The organism is Halomonas heilongjiangensis, assembly GCF_002879645.1.
Lineage (GTDB): Bacteria > Pseudomonadota > Gammaproteobacteria > Pseudomonadales > Halomonadaceae > Halomonas > Halomonas heilongjiangensis.
This window is the reverse complement of sequence record NZ_PNRE01000058.1, coordinates 1-15,365: the sequence shown is the minus strand read 5'-3', so window position 1 is coordinate 15,365 and position 15,365 is coordinate 1. Positions and strand designations below refer to the sequence as shown.

14 protein-coding genes are annotated in these 15,365 nt (G+C 62.8%); 9 read left to right on the top strand and 5 right to left on the bottom strand.

Translation table 11 applies throughout. The annotated features are described in order from the left end of the window. The 8 genes from C1H66_RS13125 to C1H66_RS13090 all read left to right on the top strand — a co-directional run. A partial coding sequence (locus C1H66_RS13125; RefSeq protein ID WP_423133096.1) for a bacteriophage T4 gp5 trimerisation domain-containing protein occupies positions 1–681 on the top strand: 681 nt, incomplete at its 5' end. Continuing rightward, the gene (locus C1H66_RS13120; RefSeq protein ID WP_102628332.1) at positions 666–1,490 is read left to right on the top strand and encodes a DUF4123 domain-containing protein; all 825 of its coding nucleotides are present in this window, start codon (positions 666–668) and stop codon (positions 1,488–1,490) included. The genes C1H66_RS13125 and C1H66_RS13120, both read left to right, overlap by 16 nt. Next, positions 1,487–4,744, top strand: a complete 3,258-nt coding sequence (locus C1H66_RS13115) for a hypothetical protein (protein ID WP_102628331.1) — start codon at positions 1,487–1,489, stop codon at positions 4,742–4,744. The genes C1H66_RS13120 and C1H66_RS13115 overlap by 4 nt, the downstream gene beginning before the upstream one ends. 16 nt (positions 4,745–4,760) lie before the next feature. Beyond that, positions 4,761–5,750 carry a tetratricopeptide repeat protein gene (locus C1H66_RS13110; protein ID WP_240618309.1) on the top strand — a complete coding sequence of 330 codons (990 nt, stop codon included), beginning with the start codon at positions 4,761–4,763 and terminating at the stop codon, positions 5,748–5,750. Beyond that, positions 5,696–6,745 carry a tetratricopeptide repeat protein gene (locus C1H66_RS13105; RefSeq protein ID WP_240618308.1) on the top strand — a complete coding sequence of 350 codons (1,050 nt, stop codon included), beginning with the start codon at positions 5,696–5,698 and terminating at the stop codon, positions 6,743–6,745. The genes C1H66_RS13110 and C1H66_RS13105 overlap by 55 nt, the downstream gene beginning before the upstream one ends. Continuing rightward, positions 6,745–7,746 carry a tetratricopeptide repeat protein gene (locus C1H66_RS13100; protein ID WP_102628329.1) on the top strand — a complete coding sequence of 334 codons (1,002 nt, stop codon included), beginning with the start codon at positions 6,745–6,747 and terminating at the stop codon, positions 7,744–7,746. The genes C1H66_RS13105 and C1H66_RS13100 overlap by 1 nt, the downstream gene beginning before the upstream one ends. A gap of 18 nt (positions 7,747–7,764) precedes the next feature. Beyond that, complete coding sequence (locus C1H66_RS13095; protein WP_102628335.1) at positions 7,765–8,733, top strand: tetratricopeptide repeat protein; 969 nt, start codon at positions 7,765–7,767, stop codon at positions 8,731–8,733. Positions 8,734–8,751: 18 nt separating this feature from the next. Beyond that, complete coding sequence (locus tag C1H66_RS13090; protein WP_102628334.1) at positions 8,752–9,723, top strand: tetratricopeptide repeat protein; 972 nt, start codon at positions 8,752–8,754, stop codon at positions 9,721–9,723. A 147-nt stretch (positions 9,724–9,870) separates the two neighbouring features. Here the strand turns inward: C1H66_RS13090 and C1H66_RS13085 are convergent, their stop codons facing one another. The 5 genes from C1H66_RS13085 to C1H66_RS13065 all read right to left on the bottom strand — a co-directional run bounded on the left by C1H66_RS13085 (position 9,871) and on the right by C1H66_RS13065 (position 14,508). Next, positions 9,871–11,208: a D-alanyl-D-alanine carboxypeptidase gene (locus tag C1H66_RS13085; protein WP_240618307.1), complete on the bottom strand. Its 1,338-nt coding sequence runs from the start codon at positions 11,206–11,208 to the stop codon at positions 9,871–9,873. A gap of 174 nt (positions 11,209–11,382) precedes the next feature. Continuing rightward, entirely contained in the window at positions 11,383–12,603 is a 1,221-nt protein-coding gene (zigA, locus tag C1H66_RS13080; RefSeq protein ID WP_102628328.1) for a zinc metallochaperone GTPase ZigA, read from the bottom strand. After that, positions 12,603–13,031, bottom strand: a complete 429-nt coding sequence (gene dksA, locus C1H66_RS13075; RefSeq protein ID WP_102628327.1) for an RNA polymerase-binding protein DksA — start codon at positions 13,029–13,031, stop codon at positions 12,603–12,605. The genes zigA and dksA overlap by 1 nt, the downstream gene beginning before the upstream one ends. A gap of 150 nt (positions 13,032–13,181) precedes the next feature. After that, positions 13,182–13,607, bottom strand: a complete 426-nt coding sequence (locus C1H66_RS13070; protein WP_102628326.1) for a hypothetical protein — start codon at positions 13,605–13,607, stop codon at positions 13,182–13,184. 139 nt (positions 13,608–13,746) lie between these two features. Continuing rightward, entirely contained in the window at positions 13,747–14,508 is a 762-nt protein-coding gene (locus C1H66_RS13065; protein ID WP_102628325.1) for a sulfite exporter TauE/SafE family protein, read from the bottom strand. Positions 14,509–14,740: 232 nt separating this feature from the next. Here C1H66_RS13065 and C1H66_RS13060 point away from each other — a divergent pair, with 232 nt between their 5' ends. Further along, positions 14,741–15,199, top strand: a complete 459-nt coding sequence (locus C1H66_RS13060) for a thioesterase family protein (RefSeq protein ID WP_102628324.1) — start codon at positions 14,741–14,743, stop codon at positions 15,197–15,199. Positions 15,200–15,365 lie beyond the last annotated feature (166 nt).

Genomic DNA, 15,365 nt, shown 5'->3' with positions numbered 1-15,365 from the left:
CTGCCCGAGCACAAGACCCGCACGGTGCTGCGCACCCAGAGCCACCAGGGCGACGGCTTCAACGAACTGCGCTTCGAGGACCAGGCCGAGCGCGAGCAGATCTGGCTGCACGCCCAGAAGGATCTCGAACTTCTCACCAACAACGACCGCACCGAGGAGATCGGCAACGACAGCTTCCTCAGCGTGCACCACGATCGAATCGGCGAGATCCACGCCGACGAGCACCACACGGTGCGCGGTAACCGCCATGAGCAGACCGACGGCAGCCAGCACCTGATCGTGCAGGGCAGCCTGCATGTCCGCGCCGGCCAGGCCTGGCTCACCGAGAGCGGCCGCGAGCTGCACATCAAGGCCGGCCACAAGGTGGTGCTGGAAGCCGGCAGCGAACTGACGCTGAACGCCGGCGGCAGCTTCCTCAAGCTCGACGGTAGCGGCGTGACCCTGGTCGGCCCCAGCGTCAAGATCAACGCCGGCGGCAGCCCCGGCAACGGCTCAGGCCAGGCCGCCGAGACGCCGCTGCTGCCGGGACGGGCGGTGCCCGAGGGGCATGAGGCGATACCGCCCACCGCCCTGCCCAAGCTCAAGGATTACCAGCTCTCCGAGGCGACGCTGATGCCGCTGTGCGGCAAGCTGAGCGAGACCACCTGCAGCCGGGGGGATTGCCCATGCCTGGCTGGCTGACCCGTATCGGCGAGCGCAGCCAGCGAGTCGACTCCCTGGCAAGCGGCTTCGCCGCCCATCGTCCCGCCTACCTGGTGCTCGATCAGCGCCGTGCCCCCGAACGCTGCGCCGCGCTCGTGGGGCAGCCCGGCTGGCACGACTTCCTGACCCTGTTCGCCGGCACGCCCCTGGCACCGCTACTGGAAGCGAGCCCCTGGCTGATCGAACTCACGCTCGGCAGCGAGGCCTGGCAGGCCGCCGAGGCCCTGTGCCGCGAGCAGCGCATCGGCTGGGCCTTCCAACCGGCACAGGACGCCCGACTCGCTGACCTGGCCGACCACCTACGCCGCCTGTTCGTGCTCGACGACCCCCATGGCGGCCAGTCGCTGGTCAACGTGCAGGACCCGGCCGCCTGGACGGCCCTGCTCGCCGCCGGCAGCGACACCAGCTACGCCCACTGCATCGGGCCGCTCGGGCAGGTCGCCACCCCGACTCCCCTACATCACTGGCAGGCCTGGCAGCCTGCCGTCCACGACGGCGAAGACGAGGCGCCGCCGCTGACCCACGAACTGGAACACGCCCTGAAAGAGGTCCAGCGCGCCTGGTGGCTCAGCCAAGCGACCGACATACCGCTGCAGGAGCTACCCGAGGCGTGGCTGCAGCGGCTGGGGCGCCTCGAGACGGAGGGCATCAAACAAGCTCATTACCTCCAGCGTTTGCTGCCCTTGATCTGCCAAGAGAGCGAGCACTTTTCGCAGCCTGTCGAACAGGGACTGCGTGCCGACCTGCCGATGCGCAAGAGAGTACAAGTTTTGGAGAGCCTGGTATGAGCACAGGAACACGCCCCGGAAGTCCCGAGAATCCCCATGTCATCAGCAGGTTCGAGCCACCGGAAGCGGAAGGCGGCAGCATCGAGTCAACCGCACGACATGTCTGTGAGGAGCAGTGCTGGGCCGATATCCTCTACCTGCCGGGGACGCGAACCTTCTGGCTGCTCACCGAAGAGGTCTCGGATATCTTGCTGGAAGCCAGCGAAACGTTGAGCACATGGGTACAAGAGGAAGATCCGGCCGAGCGTCTGCGCAAGCTCACCGAAGATGCCGGGCTGGAGTGCTTGTTACCGGCCCGAGCCGAGAATTTTCTCGATGAGAGCGAACGGCAGCGCTACCTGGAAGCCTTCGAACGGCTCGTCGAGCTGACACAAGACGACGAGGCCTCACTGGAAGCGCGCATTGCGCATCAGCGCACCATGTGGGATCACTTGTATCAAGTCAGTACCCCAGGGGTGCTGGAGTTCTTGGCTCGCAGTACCCGCAGGAACAGTCAAGAAATCGCTCGGCTGGAGCGCCAACTGAGGCAGCTTTACCAACAGGGCCTCGAGCGTGCCAGGGAGCAAGGCTATAGCCTGGAAGATGAGGGCTACTTTGGTCCTTGGGAAGCGGAGATCGCCACGGCACTGGATGCCTACCGCTCACACCGCGCCCAGGCACAACGGGAGTACCACTTCCATCCTGGTGGTGAAGGGGAAGCCACCCCCTTCTCCCTGCAAGAGGCGCTGGCGGAGTACCAGCGCTTCATCCAGCTATGCGAGTCGATGCCGCCGCGGGAGGCGGCCAACGAGTGCCGCTTCGTCGGCTATGTACAGCAATTGAATGAACAGCAGGAAAGCAAGTACTCTGCCTACCTGTACAGCATCCTGACATTGGCTTCTCTCGGCATCGCTACACCCGAGCTGGCCCTCTCCTCGCCCAACCCCCGGGTGCGCCAATTGCGCAATGGCGTTGAGGCCTTCGATGCCTACTGCCGCACGCTCAAGGAGAGCCTCGAACTGCACCAGGCCGTGGAAAACAAGCTGCGTGAATGGGAGTCCGGTACGGGTGGGCAAACCCAACTGCCCGTTTTCCTCTTCGAGCAGGAGCGCCAGCGCTATGAGGCCCTGCAAGAAACACAGAACGAACTCCATGAGCGTGCGCGTCAGGCCGTAGAGGAAATGGAGCCAGGTCGAGTGCTGGTCTGGCATACCGATATCGAAGACGACCGGCACTCCTTGGGCTATCAGAAACGCAAGATAGAACTTCTGGTCCAGAACAACTTCCCGCTGCGCGAGTTCAGCTCACCGCAGGGGGAAAAGTCCCTCAGCCACATCAGCCTGTTGCAAATGGTCCCTACCATGACCGGCAACGAGCGCTGGCGGCTAGAACGTACGCTTAGAGCTGACGGGGTACTGCCGGCCAGATTGTGGGAAGCTCCCGAGACCGCACTCTCGCAATGGTTACAAGGGCGTCGCTGCCAGGCGATAGCGCATCGGCTCGATTGGCACGATGAGCCCATGGGGTTCTTCCAGCCCGAGCGCTTCTTCGCTCACCTGGAAGAAGAAGGCCATGAGATCGCCTCGCTGGATGACGCCAGCAAGCAATCCTGGGGCGAGGCGCTGCAAAAAATCCTCTTTACCGGCCCCAGCCGCGAGGAGTTGCGTCTGTTCGATGCCAGCGCCCAAGCGCAGATGCTGCGGTTGGTGGGCATGGCGCGACATGAGCTCAACGAAGCCCGACAGGAAGGCGAGCGCGACACCCCTTGGGATATCACTGAGAACTCCCCCAGCCTGACCTTCTTCGATGTCGAGATGGAAGCGAAAAGTGAGGGTAAGCTCAAGACTCAGAGCCGAAACGAAACTGCCCTCGAACGGGAGGAACCTGGCCTCTGGATTCTCGATGCCAACGATGAATGGAGCCCTTCGGTCAATCTCACCTACAGCTGGGAAGCCAAGGGCACCTTCAGCCTCGCCCGCGGTGAGCTTCCGCTGGGGCAGCTCGTACTTCCCAGCAGGGAACAGGCCCGCCCCGTCGTCGCAACCCTTACCGAGCGCGGCGAACAGCGCGAACTTGGCCGCTACGCCATTGTGCTCGACGCCGTTGCCAAGGGCTTCGCCGGCGCCAGTCTAGCACTCGCCCCTGAAATGGGGTTTTCCTTCGACAAGGATGGGCTCAGCGTTTCCGGCATCGACTGGGTCAAGCGTGAAGCGACAGGTGCCACGGTGGAAGCCTTTGCCGGGGCTCGCCTCGGCATCGAAACACGCTGCGAGCTGCATTGGGAGCCGCCCGAGAACCTGCAGCGCATTCTTCCCCAGCGTGCTGCCATGGCCAGCATGGGCATGCAACGTGCCAGCCAATCGCTGAGCGGCTGGCGCAGCATCGGCGTTGCCCAGCTCGACGTCGAAGTGGCAGCAGGCATCGGTGGCAAACTCGGGTTCGTGCTTGGCATGAAGAACGGTAAATTCGTATTCAAGGTTTCAGGGCGCTTCGTGTTCGGCAAGGGCGCCGGCGGTGGCCTTGCCATCGAACTCGACCCCGACAGCCTGGACCTCTGGCTGGTCATGCTCCACCGCGCCATGGTAGATAACAACTTCGAAAAGCCCGAGTGGATCGATCAGGAAGCTTATGAAAGCATGGGCTGGCTGGCCTACATCGCAACCACGACCCTGCTCAATGTAGGGCTGCTGGCCGCACGCGGCAGAACCGGCATCGAGCGAATCTACCGAGCCATGACCGGTGGGCAAAAAGCGGGGCCGATTGCATATGTGTTAGTCAATGACCCGCGGAAAGAGGAGCTGCGCAGCTGGGTTCAGCAGCTCTCTCCCGAAGCCTTGGGAGCGCTATTGCATTTGCTGATTAGCGAGCCGAGAGCTTTCGAGGTAGAAGCCTCAGGACGAGGGCGTGGTGGAAGTCAAAGCTTCAATGCACGACAGGCATTGGATTTCCAGCAGATCGCCATCGCCAACTGCCTGGGTTGGATTGTGGAGGGCGTGACGATGAGCGTTTACGGCCCGCAGTGTCGCTTCAGTCACGTGGACCCCACCCCGGCACAGTATCTTTTTACCAAGGCGGTGGTACATATGACAGAAGATGGCCGCCCTGCCAGTAATTACGGCGATGTAGCCTACCTCAACAACCGACATCGACTGGATAGATTTATGGTTAGAATCTCTGGAACAAATAACGAAGATGCGATGCTCGCTAGAGAAGATTACCAGCGATCATCCAAGGGTCTTGGGGTAATCAATTGTGCTACATCAGTCTCCTACTAGAACAAGGAGTGGGCCAATGAGCCGTCCTTTTATGATTGCATTGGCAGCCTTGGCGTTTTCACTGCTGGCAATCCCCACGGCCTGGGCGTTAGATGATGAGGCTCAAGCCGCCAAGGATGAGGGCATGCGGCTATGGGGCATTCATCAGTGGATAAAAATGCAGCCATATCTGGAACATGCTGCTGAGCAGGGTGATGTTGAATCCATGTACTATCTGGGCGAGGCGAACCGGCTGTTAAGTCGAGGACTTTCACTCGCCGCCCTGGAGTGGTATCACCGGGCCGCTCAAGAGGGCGAGCCCCATGCCATGCTGCGTCTCTATGATGGCAGTGCCTGCGAGCTGGGTGACGTTTGCCCCGAAGATGGCAACGATTGGCGCGAAGCGGCCCTCGCTGTCACGTTGCCCAAGGCAGAGGCGGGTGACGCCGATGCCATGGGGGCGCTCTACGATATCTATACCTACATCGACCGGCATGACGAGGCCATGGAATGGCTTCTGCGATCCGCCGAAGCCGGCAACTTGGACTCCATGAACTGGCTCGGCCATTTAGCGCGTGACGATGAGGATAAGTACGCCACGGAGACCGAACGCCTGGAAGCTGCAGCGGAATGGCATCGCAGGGCCGCCGAAGCCGGTTATGCCCCGGCCATGAATGATCTTTCATCTGTATTGAACAATCTTGGGCGTCGTGAAGAAGCCTGGGAATGGATGGTGCAAGCCTCTGAGGCCGGTCATATTAACGGCAGACGCTGGCAAGCAGCTTGTTATATCGTCCCTGATGCTGAAGAGCGTGAGATTTGTCAAACAGAGAAAGATCCCGCTAAAGGCTGGGCTATTCTTCTCGCTATCAGTGAAGAGATACCCGGCACTACTTCTGAACGAGCCCTTCGTATTTACGGCGACAACGTCACTCCTGAACAACGTACCGAAGGCGAGCGAACGATGGAAGAATGGCTCAATCGCGAGCCGCCGCTCTCCTATTTTCCGGACAAATTTGGTTTCTAATGTCGACAAGTCAGCTCAAAGTCTGGGCGGCGCTGGTAGCCTTCATACTTTCATCTCTCGCGATGTCAGCAGCCTGGGCCTTGGAGGAAGAGGCTCAGGCCGCCAAAGATGAAGGAATGCGGCTCTATGGTATTCGTAGGGCAGAAGCAGCGATTCCTTTGCTTGAACAAGCAGCGACGGCAGGCGATGTTGAAGCGATGTACTATCTCGGTGAAGCCAATCGGCGCTTGGTTATGGGGGGAATGAACCAAGCCGCCCTGGAGTGGTACCACCAGGCCGCGCAACAGGGCGAGCCCCATGCCATGCTGCGCCTCTACGATGGCAGTGCCTGCGAGCTCGGTGATGTCTGCCCCGAAGACGGCAACGATTGGCGTGAGGCAGCTCTCTCTGCCACCCTGCCTAAGGCCGAGGCGGGCGACGCCGAGGCCATGGGCGCGCTCTACGATATCTACACCTACCTTGACCAGCACGATGAGGCCATGGAGTGGCTGCTGCTTTCCGCCGAAGCCGGCAATCTGGACTCCATGAACTGGCTCGGCCAACTGGCGCGAGACGATGAAGCGAATTACGCCACGGAGCCCGAGCGCCTGGAAGCGGCCGCAAAATGGTATCGGAAGGCGGCTGAAGCCGGCCATGCTCCCTCTATGAGCTATCTTGCATCGACTCTGAACAGTTTGGGCCGCTCTGAAGAGGCATGGCAGTGGATGGTCAAGGCCTCTGAAGTTGGGAATATTAATGGCCGTCAATGGTTGGCAACTTGCTATATAGACCCTCAGGAGAGCGAGCTATGCCACGCAGAAAAAGATCCTGCCCAAGGGTGGGCTATTTTTCTCGCTATAAACGAGGAAATATCGAGCACTTCCTCTGAGAGAGCTCTTAGGGTCTATCACGACATGGTCACTCCTGAGCAACGTGAAGAAGGCGAGCGAATGATGGAAGAATGGCTCAATCGTGAGCCGCCGCTCTCCTATTTTCCGGACAAGTTTGGCTTCTGATGTCGATAAGTCAGCTCAAAGCCTGGGCGGCACTAGCAGCCTTAGCGCTTTTATCTCTCACCATATCCGCAGCCTGGGCCTTGGAGGAAGAGGCTCAGGCCGCCAAGGATGAGGGTATGCGTCTATACGGGTTAGGCATTTCGGCTGAAACCATTCCCTATCTGGAGCCGGCGGCGCAGGCAGGCGACGTGGAGGCGATGTACTACCTTGGCGAAGTTCATCGCTTGCGACATATGGGCCTGACCCAAGCGGCCATGGACTGGTATCTGCAGGCTGCCGAGCAGGGTGATATCCATGCCATGCTACGGCTGTTCCAGGGCGGGGCCTGCACGGCAGGCGACGAGTGCCCGGAGGGCTACGATGACTGGCATTATGCTGCGATGGATATCGTCAAGCCCCAGGCCGAAGCCGGCGACCCGGATGCCATGCTGGCTATGTTCGATATCTACCGTATGTTCGATGAACCGCGTCGGGCCGGTGAATGGCTGGAACTCGCCGCCGAGGCGGGCCAGCCCGAGGCCCAGACCATTTTGGGCAACCAGATTCTCGACGGGCGCGGCTGGTACTTGACCAACGGCCGCCGGCTCAGCGCCGCCGAGGCGTGGTTCCGCAAGGCGGCGGAGCAAGGGTATGTGCCGGCAATGAACCGTTTGTCAGAAGTACTGGCCGATCTTGACGAACATGAATCAGCTTGGCAATGGCTGATGCATGCATCAGAAGGAGGCCATATCAATGGGCGCTTAGGCGAGGGGTGGTGTAATTTAAATCCTCATGAATGGGGCGATGAAAGGTGCCCGTTAGCTCAAGATGTAGTGAAGGGCTGGGCTGTTCTATATGCCATAGCGCAAGAGACCGGTAATCGATCTGCCAAAAGCATCATGGATTGGAATTCGGATGAACTCTCGGCTGAGCAACGCAAAGAAGCTGAAGCCTTGGCAGAAGCAGAGTGGATCGGCCGCGAACCCCCACTCTCGAACTTTCCCCCGCGATTTGGCTACTGACCCGTCATGCTGAGGCCCATGTCATTTCTGCTGACTATCGCTCTGCTGATACTGCCGACAAGCGCCTGGGCCCTGGAGCCCGAGGTGCAAGCCGCCAAGGACGAGGGGATGCGGCTTTATAATATTGGCCACTCGACAGCAGCCCTGCCGTATCTGCAACAAGCTGCAGAAGCGGGCGATGTGGATGCGATGTATTACATGGGAGAGGCGGAACGGCGACAGCATATGATGGGCCTGACCAGTGAAGCCATGGCCTGGTATTTGAAAGCCGCAGCAGAAGGCGATGTTTACTCTATGCTGCAACTGTTTAGAGGCGGTGCCTGCACCGCCGGTGATCGTTGCCCCGGTGGCTATGAGGACTGGCACCATGCCGCCTTGGCCGTGGCCCAGCCCCAGGCGGAGGCTGGCGATCCCGATGCCATGCTGGCCATGTTCCATGTATATCGCATGTTCGACCAGTCGCGCCGGGCCGGAGACTGGCTGGAGCGGGCTGCCGAGGCGGGCCAACTCGAGGCCCAGACCATTCTGGGCAACCAGATCCTCGACGGGCGCGGCTGGTACTTGACCAACGGCCGCAGGCTCAGCGCAGCCGAGGCATGGTTCCGCAAGGCGGCAGAACAAGAGTATGTGCCTGGGATGGTTAAGCTCTCAGAGGTTTTGAGTAACCAGGAGCGTTATGAGAAAGCTTGGCCCTGGACAAGACATGCCTCCCGAGCTGGTCATTTAGATTCTCGTTTATGGGAAGCCTTTTGTAATCTCGACCCCGAATACGATCCAATATGCATGGTCGATCAGGACATAGAGAAAGGCTGGGGGCTTGCACTTGCTGTGATAGAAGAACCCAGCAATGACATAGCAAGGTGGGTGCTCGAGGAAAATAATCGCTTGTTAGTTGAGAGGCATCGTAGAGGAGCGGAACAGATTGCCGAAGAATGGATCGGCCGCGAGCCGCCACTCTCGAACTTCCCACCGCGCTTTGGCTACTGATCCGTCATGCTGAGGCCCATGGCACGCCTGTTGATTATCGCCCTGTTGATGCTGCCGACAAGCACCTGGGCTCTGGAACCCGAGGTACAAGCCGCCAAGGACGAGGGGATGCGGCTTTACGGGCTCGGCATCGCGGCTGAAAGCATTCCCCTTCTGGAACCAGCCGCAGAAGCCGGTGATGTCGATGCCATGTACTATCTGGGCGAAGTGCATCGCTTGCGACATATGGGGATGACCCAAGCATCCATGCACTGGTATCTGCAGGCTGCCGAGCAGGGTGACGTCTACGCCATGCTGCGGCTATTCCAGGGCGGCGCCTGCACGGCAGGCGACGAGTGCCCGGAGGGCTACGATGACTGGCATTATGCTGCGATGGATATCGTCAAGCCCCAGGCCGAAGCGGGCGATCTAGATGCCATGCTGGCACTATTCCATACCTACCGGATGCTGGACGAATCCAGTCGGGCAGGTGAATGGTTAGAGAGCGCAGCTGAAGCTGGGCAACCCGAGGCGCAAACTATTCATGGTACGCAAATCCTGGATGGCCGAGGCTGGTACTGGACCAATAGCCGCCGCTTGGAAGCAGCCGAAGGGTGGTTTAGGCGAGCTGCGGAGCAAGGCTATGTGCCTGCAATAGATCAGCTTTCGAGTGTTCTACGCGATAAAGGAGAATACGAAGAGGCTTGGCATTGGGCGAATAAAGCTTCCGATGATGGAAGCTATGATTCACGTCTACTAATCGGCGCCTGCTCCTTAAATCCCGACGAGTTCCCTATTTGCTTAAATGACAGGGATGTTGTGAAAGGCTGGGCCATTCTCCATGCTATTGATGTTGAGACTCAGGGGGCTGGGCTTATCAGAGGTAGTAAGCGGTTAAGGGAAAAATTGTTAACGGATGACCAAATGAATGAAGCTGAAGCTCTCGCATGGGAAGAATGGATTGATCGCGAGCCCTCGCTTTCTCGCTTCCCTCCCCGGTTCGGGTTCTGAGCTGGCATACCTCAGCATCACTCTTTTGTTCCCTGCTTCGCCTTCGCGCTGATAGTTTCCAGCAGTAACTGGGCGTTGAAGCCCCCTCCAGAGCTGCATTATCGCTTATGCAGTTCTTGAGGGGGTCACTTCAGCGTGCGGCAGCCACTAGAGCCCGGCGTTGATCACCATGCAGTCCATGCCTTCCTGTACCAGGCTGCGGCAGGCGCGGTAGGCCTGGTTCTCGTCGAGGTTGACCAGGCGCGCCCGGAAGACCTTCTGGGGCCCGTTGGTCTCGTTCACGTCGATACGCGCGCCGGCCAGCTCGCTGGTCAGGCGATCGGCGGCGCGGCTGGCCAGGCTGCGGGCGTTGTCGGCATCGCTGAAGGCGCCCACCTGGACTCCCCAGCCTCCGCTCGGCCCTACCGGTTCGAGGCGGTGCACCACCCGCTCGGAAGAAGCGGCCGGCGGCGCGGAGCGCGCGATCAGGTCGCGGATCGGGTCTTCCGCGGAGCCCTGCGCGGTACCCGAGCGCACGGCGGGCGGTGCCGAGGTGGCTACCTGGCGCTCGATCGTGGAGGTCTCGAGGCTGGCCAGCAGGGTTGATGACCCGCCGCGGGGTGCCGCGGGAGTCTCCGGTGCCTGCCTGCCGCCGCTGTTGGCCATGAAGTCGCCGGAGAAGTCCGATTGCGCGACCCAGTCGCCGCGGCCAAGCAGCGAGGCACGCGCGAAGCCGCGGTCGAGCAGGTCGGCCATATGGGTATCCCGGGACTGGGCGGTGAACCCACCCATCACCACCGAGAGGATACGCCGGCCGTCGCGTACCGCCGAGGTGGCGACGTTGAAGCCGGAGGCACGGATGAAGCCGGTCTTGAGGCCATCGGCCCCGGCATAGTTGCGCACCAGCCGGTTGTGGCTGTTGTGGGTGGTACCACGGTAGGTGAAGCTCTGGGTGGAGAAATAGCGATAGTACTGCGGGAAGTCCTGCATCAGGCGGATCGACAGCGTGGCCATGTCCCGCGCGGTGGTGGTCTGGCCGTTGTCGGGCAGGCCCGAGGCGTTGCGGAACTGGGTGACCGGCATGCCGAGCTCACGGGCCTTGGCGGTCATCATCTGGCCGAACTGGCGTTCGCTGCCGCCCAGCGCCTCGGCGATGACCACGGCCACGTCGTTGGCCGACCGCACCACCAGGGCGAGGATCGCATCCTCCACCGTGATGCTGGAGCCGGCCTTGAGCCACAGCTTCGAGGCCGGCATGGCGGCCGCCTGGGCCGACACCGGCAGCGCCTGGTGCAGGCTCATGGAGCCGTTCTCCAGTGCCTCGAACAGCAGGTAGAGCGTCATCATCTTGGTGAGAGACGCCGGATAGCGCGTCTCGTCGGCATTGGCGGCGTGCAGCACCTCGCCGCTCTCGACGTCGACCACGATCGCCGCATAGCGCGGATTGGCCTGGGCCGTCGTGGCGATGGACATGGCCAGACACGCCAGCAGCACGAATGCCACCATGCCATGGCGCCGTATTGTGGTTATGGTTGCGGTCACCATATGCGTACCCTCTGAGTTCCCCTGCGCGCCGTCGACGCGGCCCTTCATACATGCATTATGAACAGGATATCCATACTGTACAGTGTGAAAAACGTGGGACAAGGGCCGTATTTGCCGGCTTCACTCCACAATTCATCACTGCCAGGCCGGAAAGGGATCCGGCAACGCTTCCCAGACCGCGTTCCCTGCCGACAGTTCCCCGTCGCTCAGCAGGCAGTCGTCGAGCGCCCGGCAGATCCGCTCCTGGTCGAGATGTTGGCCGATGAAGACCAGCTCCTGGCGCATGTCGCCGAAGGGCTCCTGCCACTTCTCCATGATGGCGGCACGATACGCCGGGTCGTCGGGCCAGCGCGACTCGGGCACCGCCTTCCAGAACAGGCCGGCGAACCCGTGATGGGCGATGCCCCCCGCCTGGCTCCACTGCCCCGCAAACTGCGGCCGGGTAGCCAGCCAGAAGAATCCCTTGGAACGTAGCAGCCGGCCACCGAACCAGTCGCCGTGCAGAAGGTCATGGAACTTCTGCGGGTGGAAGGGCCGGCGGGCGTGGTAGGCGAAGCTCGAGATGCCATACTCCTCGGTCTCCGGCACGTGCTCGCCGCGCAGCTCCTTGAGCCAGCCGGGGGCCTGCTGGGCGCGCTCGAAGCTGAAGCGGCCGGTGTCGAGCACCTTGTCCAGCGCGACCTGGCCACGGGTCATGGGGATCAGCTCGGCATCGGGATTGAGCGAGCGCAGCACCGCCTGGAGCTCCGCGAGCCGGGCCGCGTCGATCAGGTCGGTCTTGCTGATCAGCAAGACGTCGCAGAACTCGATCTGGTCGACCAGCAGGTCGGCGACATTGCGCTCGTCCTCCTCGCCCAGGCTCTCGCCGGCCTCGGCCAGCGACTGGGCCTGCCGGTACTGATCGAGGAAATTGGCGCCGTCGACCACGGTGACCAGGGTGTCGAGCCGGGCCACGCTGGAGAGGCTGCGGCCGTGCTCGTCCTCGAAGGTGAAGGTCTCGGCCACCGGCAACGGTTCGGAGATGCCGGTGGACTCGATCACCAACTGATCGAAGCGCCCCTCCCTCGCCAGGCGGCCGACCTCGACGAGCAGGTCCTCGCGCAGGGTGCAGCAGATGCAGCCGTTGCTCATCTCGACCAGTCGCTCCTCGGCCCGATTGAGGGCGACCTCACCGTCATGGTCGGGCGTGCCGCGCACCATGGCGGCGTCGATGTTGACCTCGCTCATGTCGTTGACGATCACCGCCACGCGCCGCCCCTCGCGGTTGGCGAGGATATGGTTGAGCAGGGTGGTCTTGCCGGCGCCAAGAAAGCCGGACAGCACGGTGACGGGCAGGGTATCGGACGCGGTGGTCATCACTGGTCTCCTCGGGATTTGCTGAAGTGGTGCTCGCGCTGCTCCTGGCGCTCCTTGGCCTCCAGGCAGAGGGTCGCGGTGGGGCGCAGCAGCAGGCGCTCCAGGCCGATGGGCAGGCCGGTCTCCTCGCAGTAGCCGTAGTCGCCCTCGTCGATCCGCCGCAGCGCCTGGGCGATCTTGCGCAGCAACCGTGTCTCGCGATCGGCCTGGCGCAGCAGCAGCCGCGTCTCCTCCTCGATCGCCGCACGGTCGAATTCATCGCCCCCCTGCTGATGGGCACCGATGGCGTCACGCACTTCCTTGAGATGGGCCTCCACCTCAGCCTGCTCGGCCAGCAGCCGCCGGCGAAAGAACGCCAGCTGTTCGTCGTTCATGTAGTCGTCTTCCGGCATGGCCAGCAGACGCATCGCTTCCGGGCTAAGCGCCATCGGTGGGTCTCCTGAGGGGCATCAAGATCGCAATGTTATATTATTGCATTTTTGGCGCAAGCCTCCATTGCGACACGCGCCTCATCGCGCGTCGATCATCGCCGCTCCCTGCGGGGGGGAGTCCTCCTGCAGGCCTCGCCGTGCCCGCGCTCAGTCCTCCTCGATCGTCAGCAGCACCTCGTAACGGTAGTCGCGCTCCAGGCAGCTGAGGGCCCAGCGGCACGCATGCGGATTGTCGACCTGCAGATACCAGATGCCGGCCGCCAGGCGCTCCTCGATCCGGAAGTTGCTGTCGGTGCCGCTGGTCCAGTCGCGTGTCACGACCCGCCCCTCACTGTCGAGCAGCTGCCCGGCGGGAGAAACGGAGCCCACGTCCGCGGGGTAGGTAAGGCTCTCCAGCACCACCTTGGCGGGGGCATCCAGGGTGAAGGTGAAATAGCGCTGTCCCGCCGTTATGACCTGGTAGGGCCGGCCGGGCACCAGCTCGATGGCGCCTTCCCGCGGGTCGTACCCGCCGGCACAGCCGGCCAGCGCCCCCAAGCAGACGACACACAGGAGAAATACGCAACGCCGCATGACTAGCTCCTCTTCCCGGACACACGAACCGCACCGCCCGGCGGAGGTGCGACACCCTTGAGCCTAGCTGGCCGGCGGGACGCCGTCGCGGAGCCCTCGCCACTTCCGACGGCCACCGCTCCCGATCTCGCCGGCCATGTCACGCCCCGCCAAGGCGCTTCACCCCCAGCCAGATCAGGCGCAGGGCGAGCAGCGTCAGCATCCACTTGAACAGCGTATCGAAGCGCTGATCGGAGAGCCGGTGCAGCAGCCGCAGGCCGAGCCAGGTGCCGACGACGCCGGCCGCCACCATGGCCAGCATCAGGCCGAACCAGTCGCGGAACACGAAGCCGGCGACCCCGAACACGAAGGCCTTGGTGAGGTGCTGCAAGGTCATGCAGGCGGCGAAGGTGGCCACCCGCGGCAGGCGCTCGGCGAAGTGCTGCTTGACGAAGGCCGCGACCAGCGGGCCGGTGGCCCCCACCAGGCTGGAGAGGAAGGTGGTCAGGGCCCCGGCGAGCAGGGTGCCGCCGCGGCCGAGCAGGCGCTGCGGCCACCCCGGCCCCCAGCAGGAATAGAGCACGAAGGCGGCGATGCACAGCTCCAGCACCCCGGCGGGCAAGCGCACCAGCAGCCAGGCGGCGACCAGGGCACCCAGCACCACCCCGGGCAGGAAGGCCGCCAGCAGGCCGCGGTCCAGGTGCCGCCAGGTCATCGCCGCCCGACCGCCGTTGGAGCCCAACTGCACCATGCCATGCACCGGGATCAGCGCGGTGGCCGGCATCACCTGGGCCATCGCCATGATCAGCAGGGTGCCACCGCCGATGCCGGCCGCGGCGGAGAGCCCCGAGGTCAGCGCCGAGAGCAGCACCAGGCCCAGGTTCAGGCTCGCCGGCAGCGGCGAGAGCAGTTCCAGCATCATGACCGGATCACTCGAGTCGTTCCTCCTCCATGGCGTGGCAGGCCACCTCGCTGCCGTCATCGCGGGCGATCAGCCGCGGTAGTGCGGGCGGCGCGGGGGAAGGCGCAGCCTGGGGACCGTTTCTCCCACACCTTAGCCAACAATGCCAACGCCTCCCCGTGCAACCTTGCAGCCGACAACCCGGCACAGGGATACTCGGGCCTGGCTGGCAAGACCGGAGAGGAGACGCCGCATGCCTCTGCTTGAAACCCGGGTGGCCCCGGAGTGGGTCGACTACAACGGGCATATGAACGATGCCGAGTACGCCAGGGTCTTCTCCCTGGCGGTGGAGGCACTGATGGACCGCATCGGCCTGGATGTCGACGGCCGGGCCCGCCACGGCTATACGCTCTACACCCTGGAGACCCACCTCTGCTACCGGCGCGAGGCCCATGAGGGCCAGCCATTGGCGGCGGATATCATCCTGCTCGACAGCGACGCCAAGCGGCTGCATGCCTTCTTCACCCTGCGTGACGCCGAGGGCAACCTGCTGGCCACCAGCGAGCAGATGCTGATGGGCATGAGCCAGGAGAGCGGCCGGCCCGCCGCCTTCCCCGCCCCGGTGGCCGAGGCCATCGCCGCCCTGCCCCGGGCCGACCGGGACGACTGGCCGGAGCTCGCCGGGCGGCGGATCGGCATCGTCAGGCGATAACGTCACGAGGGCGGGCTTCCTCAAAGCTTGCTGGCCAGTTCCGGCAGCGCCTCGAACAGGTCGGCGACCAAGCCGATGACCGTCGAGAGCGCGACCTGGAAGATCCCGATCTTCGTCACAGTTTCTGCTCGAGTTCCGGCAGCGCCTCGAACAGGTCGGCGACCAA

Coding starts and splice junctions, on each gene's coding strand:
- C1H66_RS13070 (WP_102628326.1), bottom strand. CDS start 13,607: ATGCGGCGTTGCGTATTTCTCCTGTGTGTCGTCTGCTTGGGGGCGCTG.
- C1H66_RS13090 (WP_102628334.1), top strand. CDS start 8,752: ATGGCACGCCTGTTGATTATCGCCCTGTTGATGCTGCCGACAAGCACC.
- C1H66_RS13115 (WP_102628331.1), top strand. CDS start 1,487: ATGAGCACAGGAACACGCCCCGGAAGTCCCGAGAATCCCCATGTCATC.
- dksA (WP_102628327.1), bottom strand. CDS start 13,031: ATGGCGCTTAGCCCGGAAGCGATGCGTCTGCTGGCCATGCCGGAAGAC.
- C1H66_RS13110 (WP_240618309.1), top strand. CDS start 4,761: ATGAGCCGTCCTTTTATGATTGCATTGGCAGCCTTGGCGTTTTCACTG.
- zigA (WP_102628328.1), bottom strand. CDS start 12,603: ATGACCACCGCGTCCGATACCCTGCCCGTCACCGTGCTGTCCGGCTTT.
- C1H66_RS13060 (WP_102628324.1), top strand. CDS start 14,741: ATGCCTCTGCTTGAAACCCGGGTGGCCCCGGAGTGGGTCGACTACAAC.
- C1H66_RS13085 (WP_240618307.1), bottom strand. CDS start 11,208: ATGGTGGCATTCGTGCTGCTGGCGTGTCTGGCCATGTCCATCGCCACG.
- C1H66_RS13105 (WP_240618308.1), top strand. CDS start 5,696: ATGGCTCAATCGCGAGCCGCCGCTCTCCTATTTTCCGGACAAATTTGG.
- C1H66_RS13100 (WP_102628329.1), top strand. CDS start 6,745: ATGTCGATAAGTCAGCTCAAAGCCTGGGCGGCACTAGCAGCCTTAGCG.
- C1H66_RS13095 (WP_102628335.1), top strand. CDS start 7,765: ATGTCATTTCTGCTGACTATCGCTCTGCTGATACTGCCGACAAGCGCC.
- C1H66_RS13120 (WP_102628332.1), top strand. CDS start 666: ATGCCTGGCTGGCTGACCCGTATCGGCGAGCGCAGCCAGCGAGTCGAC.
- C1H66_RS13065 (WP_102628325.1), bottom strand. CDS start 14,508: ATGATGCTGGAACTGCTCTCGCCGCTGCCGGCGAGCCTGAACCTGGGC.